The 7,271-nt window shown below is 39.7% G+C and carries 5 protein-coding genes; 2 read left to right on the top strand and 3 right to left on the bottom strand.

Features of this window, described 5'->3' with window-relative positions; all coding sequences use genetic code 11:
* From VNZ46_RS14970 to VNZ46_RS14960, 3 genes are all read right to left on the bottom strand, one after another.
* The coding region (locus tag VNZ46_RS14970; RefSeq protein WP_325560878.1) for a TonB-dependent receptor plug domain-containing protein at positions 1–1,014 on the bottom strand (1,014 nt) is incomplete at its 3' end.
* A 274-nt stretch (positions 1,015–1,288) separates the two neighbouring features.
* Positions 1,289–2,581, bottom strand: a complete 1,293-nt coding sequence (locus tag VNZ46_RS14965; protein WP_325560877.1) for a RagB/SusD family nutrient uptake outer membrane protein — start codon at positions 2,579–2,581, stop codon at positions 1,289–1,291.
* A gap of 17 nt (positions 2,582–2,598) precedes the next feature.
* Positions 2,599–5,769, bottom strand: a complete 3,171-nt coding sequence (locus tag VNZ46_RS14960) for a SusC/RagA family TonB-linked outer membrane protein (RefSeq protein WP_325560876.1) — start codon at positions 5,767–5,769, stop codon at positions 2,599–2,601.
* A 234-nt stretch (positions 5,770–6,003) separates the two neighbouring features.
* On the opposite strand from VNZ46_RS14960, the gene VNZ46_RS14955 reads away from it, so the two are divergent.
* Together VNZ46_RS14955 and VNZ46_RS14950 are read left to right on the top strand one after the other, a co-directional pair.
* Positions 6,004–6,750 carry a DeoR/GlpR family DNA-binding transcription regulator gene (locus VNZ46_RS14955; RefSeq protein WP_325560875.1) on the top strand — a complete coding sequence of 249 codons (747 nt, stop codon included), beginning with the start codon at positions 6,004–6,006 and terminating at the stop codon, positions 6,748–6,750.
* Positions 6,751–6,872: 122 nt separating this feature from the next.
* A partial coding sequence (locus VNZ46_RS14950; RefSeq protein WP_325560874.1) for a 6-phosphogluconolactonase occupies positions 6,873–7,271 on the top strand: 399 nt, incomplete at its 3' end.

The following is a 7,271-nucleotide window of genomic DNA, read 5'->3' as shown; positions in this document are numbered from 1 at the left end:
GCCATCCTGAGTAGAATTTGCAATGGAAGTAAAATAAGTAGCACTTTCATTTCCTCCACTAAAAGTAAAAGAATTTTGGGCCTGATGACCTGTTTTGAAGAACAAATCATAAGGGTTATAGGTTGGAATGCCTTCTATTTTAGGCCCCCAGGAATTAACCGTTGGGATGTATGCACCATTGTTTCCATTACCATATGCGGTTTGAATAGCTGGCTTGGTGGCTACATCATCAAAACTATAAGAAGACTTGAAACTGAAGGCTGGCTTTCCACCTTTACCAGATTTTGTTGTAATGATCACCGCACCATTTGCTGCCCTCAGGCCGTATAGAACAGATGCAGCCGGGCCCTTCAAAATAGTCATAGTTTCTATGTCATCGGGATTGATATCTGCTGCCCTGTTGGTGTTTTGGAAATTGTCATTAAGCTGATCTGTATTGTTAGAAATAGGAATTCCATCTACAACAAACAAGGGTTGGTTATTTGCTGAAGGATTCAAGGAGTTAATTCCCCGGATTTGAATCCTTGACCCCGAACCCGCGGCTCCCCCCGCACTGGTAATCTGCACACCAGAAGCTTTTCCTTTTAATGCATTGATTACATTGGACTGATTGGTATTGGCAATGTCTGCAGCCTTAATTTCCTGAGTTGCATAACCCAATGCGCGTTTCTGTTGCTTAACGCCCAACGCTGTTACAACAACCTCATTTAAATTATTTGCCGTTGGCTTCAGCACAACATTTAAATTACTGTTGTTACCCACAGGAATTTCCTGGGCAATCATTCCAATATAGCTGAACACCAGCACATCAGATGAGGCAGCTTTAATGGAGTAGATACCATTTGTATTGGTCTGAACGACCGTACTGCTACCCTTTATCTTCACAGATACTCCAGGGATAGGCATCAGATCATCAGAGGAAGTCACCTTTCCGGATACCGAAATTTGCTGAGCCAGGGCTTGAGTTGCCAGCATAAAGGTCCCCCATAACAATAGGAGTAGTTTTTTTTTCATAATGAATTGGTTAAGATTAAGTTTGTCTCATTCGGCATAATGTTTTTTGCGTCTTTATGCGTCTTTATGCAATAAATTTAAAAAAATATATTATTAAAAAATCATATTGAGAAAAAAAGCACGTAAAATTCAATTTAATAGCATCTGATATGCAACAATTTGCGTGTTTAAACATGATAAAATAAATTTAATATAAAACACAAAGGCCCCCAATTGGAGGCCTTTGTGTTTTATATTAATTAGGGAGTATAATCCCGGATAAAAAAATACTTTACTAGAAAGCGGGATCCGCAGGAGTATTCGGATTATTATCCCGTTCTGTGAAAGGATAAGGGAAAAAGTTTCTTTTCCTCTCCGAGTTTGGCCGGCCAAATCTCCTCATATCCTCGATCTTTAAACCAGACATATACAATTCTATGCATCTGTGTTTATAAATCAGATCCAGTAATTCAGCTTGGGTATAAGTTCCTGTAAGCGCAGGTAAGGCAGCGCCTACACCAAAATGATCTGAAGAAGGAGTTTTTGTCACGACTTTATTTAGTTCAATCAAGGCCTTAGTCAGATCTGGCTGACGGGCATACGCCTCTGCTTTAATCAAAGTAATTTCTCCCGGCAGAAATACCGGAATAGACTGAGTTAAAGCAGCGCCAAAGCCTTTAATTCCTAGAAATGGGGCCTTTGTTATGGGCTGGGTATAAAAAGACACCCGCTGATCTTCTGCGTCTGGAACAAAAGATCCAGCTTGCCCAAGATTAATATTACTTGGCTGGAAAACATTATTTGTTGAGGTCGCAATATCATAAATCGGATTAAAAGTATTGGTATCAAAATCAAATGTTGAATAGGCAACCGGGTCAACCAAATTAGCAGCAGTCAACGCCAAAGGGTAGTTACCAGCAAAAAGTGCATAACGTGCCTTTAAAGCCAATAAGGTGTTTTTAACGTTCATATTCTTAGGGATATTTGCGTTAAAACTGGTACTAATCGCATTTGCAGCAATAACGGCAAGTGCATTATCAATTACAGCAATAGCTTTATTAAAACCTTCTGCTCTTGTAATGAAATTTACATTCTTACCAATGCTCGCGGGAACTTTTTCCCAGTACTGAGATAAATTTCCTAAAGCAAGGGCCTTAAAAATACTGGAATAAGCAATCAAACCGGCAGCATAATTCTTATCTGGCAGGTTTGCTGCATTATTAATCACATTGTCCGCATCAAAAATAATTTTACTGGAATAACTCCATAAATTACCCAGTATGGTATTTGTACCATCAACACTGTTTCCTCCGGTAAACAATTGCAATTCCGGTATATTTCCAGAGTTTGACAGCAACAATTCATTGGTTACAAAACCATTGGCCTCAATAGAATTAAAATACACTCCAGTCCTTCCCGCGGAATACAACTTCTGAAGACCAACAGCAATACCTGTTAGGCCCCGGGAAGAGTTTAACACGTCTGTAGCCAGGGCCGCATTTGGATCCTTGTATTCTTTTTTACAGGAAGTCGAAGCCAATATCAACGAGGCCACAAGTGTTATTTTATATATATATAAATTTTTCATATCTGATCTTTTTGAAATTAAAACTTAACCTGTACTCCTAAAGTAAACGTACGTGGAATTGGCACAGAACCGAAATCGATATTACGCAACAATGTTGATTGTCCACCTGAGTTTAACTCTGGATCATATCCTTTATAATTGTCCCAGGAAATTAGATTTCTTCCACTCAGATTAACAGTCAGGTCTTGCAAAAATTTAACTTTCCCCACGTTATAGCTTAGAGACACCTCTCTTAATTTCACAAAAGAACCATTATCAATTCTCCACTCTTCAACGGCATACGCACCAGCAATATAACCACGAGGCAATTTTCCTTCTTGCTCCTGCTCTGCTACCTTACCATTTCCAACACCTTGACGTGTACGCCAGTCTGCATTCCAAACGTCACTTCCATGAACTGCATCTAATTGGATGTGCAGATTAAACTTCTTATAAGAGAAGTCATTTACAAAGGAAGCGGTATATCCTGGATTTGGATTTCCAAGCACCTTCCTGAGCGTGGTACCTGTCGGCATTCCATTAGCATCTCGCTGAGGAGTAAAAGTGGTCGCAGAAGTTTGAATCCCCCGTTCAGTTTGCGGAATACCTGCAGCATTTGTCAACAAACTTCCGTCCGGATTTCTTGCAAAGAAGGTTCCATAAAAAACACCAATGGGCTGCCCGTCGATAATAGCTACCGGTGCTCCTGCATTTGTTGTGATCAATCGAAGAGCTCCACTATTAAGCGCCTGATTTCTATTTCTGTTAAAGATAAAGGTCGTATTCCATTTGAAATCTTTTCCAGCTATCGGTGCTCCCGTCAACATCAATTCAATTCCTTTATTTTCCAAAGCGCCATTGTTATCCAACAAACTGGAATAGCCATTAGTTGGAGCTATAACCACAGGTAGCAGCAAATCTTTTACTTTTTTTCTATACCAGTTAAAAGTAACACCTAAACGGTTTGAAAAGAAGGAAATATCTGTTCCCAACTCCAATTCTCTTTGACGTTCAGGTCTAACGTTTTCATTCGCCAGGGTATTACTTCCTGTAAAGCCTGTATTTCCCAAAAGCGGATTTGAGTAATATTCATTGAAACGATCATAAGCTCCAATTCCGGTTAAGTTACCAGATTCACCATAGGCTCCCCTTACCTTAAATGTGCTCCACCAATCAGAAATCCCAAGATTCTTCCAATAATCAGCAGATGAAAGAACATAACTCACATTTCCTTTTAAATACTCCTGTGTACGATTCGCACTACTGAACACCGAAGATTGATCTACTCTTAACGCACCAGTCACAAACAAATGGTCGCGATATTTGAAATTTTGCTGGATGTAGGCTCCGCTAATGGTAAACTCGGATCTTCTATCCACATTTGGAAGAACGGTACTAGCCGCATTTACAACTTCAATAAATGGTGCCAAACCACGTCCGTTCAAGAGAGAATACAAATCCTTTTGGTATTGATAAGACCCTCCTAATTGTGTCGTTGAGAGTAATCCATCTGCCAATTTTGCATCATATGTAAAATTTAATTCATTATTGAACAATGTCGTAGTTGCATTCGCAGCACTAGCATAGCCATTTAGACTCGCATCTAAAGTCGCCCCGCCTCCGTAAAAACCGGTACTTACATTATAAGCAAAAGGGGGAATATAGGTTGTACCATTTTGAATGGTATTGTCTACCCCCATAGTGTAGTCAATAGTCAGATTTTTTACCGGATTTAATTTCAAACCCGTATTCGCAATAATTCTATTGGTAAACTGTCTTTGTTTGATATCCTCAATAACAGAAACGGGATTTACCCTGCCCCGCTCACCAACAGCTTTTAGATTCCCCAACGCATCTCTTGTGAAGATATCATGGAAGTTACCAATAATAGTCACTGAATTCATCGGCGAAAAGAAAGAGTTTCCATCGGGCTTCTCATTGGCATCGCTATGAACATAGTTAAAGCCGGCTGTTAATTTAGCCCAGTCGCTTAACTTTTGATCTAAGTTTGCCCTAAAATTATACCTTTTAAAATTTGTATTCTTAATAATCCCTTCGTTAGAAAAATAACCTGCTGAGGTAAAGATTCTGGTATTGTCGTTTCCACCAGACACAGAGATATTATTATCAGTTCCGGTAGCCGTCTGAAAAATATAATCCTGATAATTGTATCGGGTTACAGGCGTTGTATTAGTCGCAAGAGCCGGAGGAGTTCCGGTGACCGCGATAATATCCTGAGTAAATACGTCTGGTGACCCTCCGAATTTTACAGGAGATTGGTTTACTTCCACCTGCTTGCGTAATTTACTAACGATCAAACTCGTCGAGAAGCTCACTACCGGTTTTCCGCTCACCCCTCTTTTGGTAAAAATCTGTACCACACCCGAATTTGCTCTTGATCCATAGATTGCCGCCGCTGCCGCCCCATTTAACACTTCAATTCTTTCAATGTCGTTTGGATTGATATCAACCATCCTATTCTGACCGACACTTCCAACAAAATTTCCATTTTGACCAACTGGACTACCAGAATTATTTCCTCCGTCATAATTGGCAGAAGTATTCGTCACGCGCGTTGTAGAGTTATTGACAATTACGCCATCAATAATATACAGCGGCTCTGATGAAGAATTCACAGAGCTCACCCCCCTCAATCTCACAGACATACCACCTGCAGGATCCCCAGAATTCTGGCTGATCTGGGCACCAGCAGTCTTACCCTGCAAAGAGGCCAGCACATTACCACTTGGAGCTTTGACAAGATCATCTCCCTTAACCGTACTCACATAACTTCCCAATTGTTTACGTGTTGTTCCCTGTGAAGTACCAGTAACGATCACCTCATCCAGGCCAACCGCATCAGTTCCTAATTCCGCATTGACAGTAACTTTCTCCTCATCGCCAAGAATGACCGACTTGCTAACAGACTTAAAACCGATATAAGAAAACGTAACCTGATAAGTTCCCGGAGCTAAATTAGCTGTGAGGCTAAAAACGCCATTATTATTTGAGGCGGTAGCAAAGCTACTACCCTGAATCTTAACCACGGCCCCCGGGATGGTTTGTTTGGTTGATGCATCCACAATTTTACCGCCTAAAGTAAATCGCTTGCTCTGCGCATAGGCAGAGCTGGAAAACATCAATAATAGAACAGGCACTATAAAAGCAAAAATGCATCTAAAGCACCATAATGTGTAGATTTTTTTCATACTTGTTTGGTTAGTAATTATGGTCAATTATTAATTTGACAGCCCATCTTTAAACACGCAATTACACGCACAAAGATGTTCCTAAAGTAAATATCCTAAATGTTTTTTATTAAATACAAGAAATGATTAACTATTTATGAACAAACAAGCAAAATAATGTTGCACAAATCCGCATAAATCCGCAACTTCTATTTTCTTTTCATATATTTATTACATTAGCAAAAAATTCAGTCCATGTTAAAGAAGGAACGCCATGATCTGATCATGCGCCAGATCAACCTACACAACAGAGTACTCACCTCTGATCTTGTCCAGTTATTAAATGTATCTGAAGATACCATCAGAAGAGATCTCCAGGAATTATGTGATAGAGATCAGTTAATAAAAGTTCACGGAGGAGCACTTTCAACTTCTTATCAATCTTCTTTTGACGATAAAAATGTATATGCCCGAGAAGCAAAAATCGCCATTGCAAAAAAAGCCATATCCCTGATCAAAGATGGCATGGTAATCTTAACCGGAGGCGGAACAACCATTATAGAACTTGTTAAACAATTACCAGATCATCTTCAAGCTACTTTTTTTACCATCAGCCCCTATGTAGCCATAGAACTGGCTAAATATGCTAAGATAGAAGTCATCCTGATCGGAGGCTTATTTTCCAAGAATTCGCAGGTAACTTATGGCGGCCATGTGATCAATCAATTATCCGAAATCAACGCAGATCTCTGTCTGCTCGGTACAAGCGCTATGCACGCACAGAATGGACTTACAGATACCGATTGGGAAATCAACCAGCTCAAAAAAACCATGTTGAATTCCTGTAAAAATTCTGCGGTACTTTGCATTTCAGAAAAGCTAAACACCACCCAAAGACTTAAGGTCGCCCCCCTGGAAAAAATAAATTATCTCATCACCGAACTTCCTGCAACCAGCAATGAACTGGATGCTTACAGAACAAAAGGCATTAAAGTCCTCTGAGCAAAAAACGATCAGCCATAAAATTTTGATCAGAAACATAAATATCTGTGCATTATTCTCTAGATATTATAGAAATAGTGTGCTATATTTACTGCTCCGTACCAATTTTAACAACCTAATAAATGGCTAGATTAAATCTATTAGAAGAGACGCGCTTTGAAAAACTGCCTGTCTCTGTCTTTGACAATCCGCGTGAGGCATCTTTAAACGTTGCTCATCGTATTGCAAACCTTATTAAAAAAAAGCAAGAACAAAATGAGATGGCCGTTCTTGGCTTAGCAACGGGGGCCACACCAATTGCAGTCTATGCAGAACTTGTTCGTTTACACAAAGAAGAAGGGCTGAGTTTTAAGAATGTAATTACATTTAACCTTGATGAATATTACCCTATGCAGCCTAATGCCGCACAGAGTTATGTAACATTCATGAATGAAAACCTTTTTGATCACATTGATATTGATAAAAACAATGTGAACATCCCTGATGGCACACTTACGCTGGAAGAAATTCCGGCATTCTGC

Source organism: Pedobacter sp. (assembly GCF_035566355.1).
Lineage (GTDB): Bacteria > Bacteroidota > Bacteroidia > Sphingobacteriales > Sphingobacteriaceae > Pedobacter.
The sequence above is the reverse complement of the archived record's forward strand: the minus strand, read 5'-3'. Positions and strand labels throughout refer to the sequence as shown.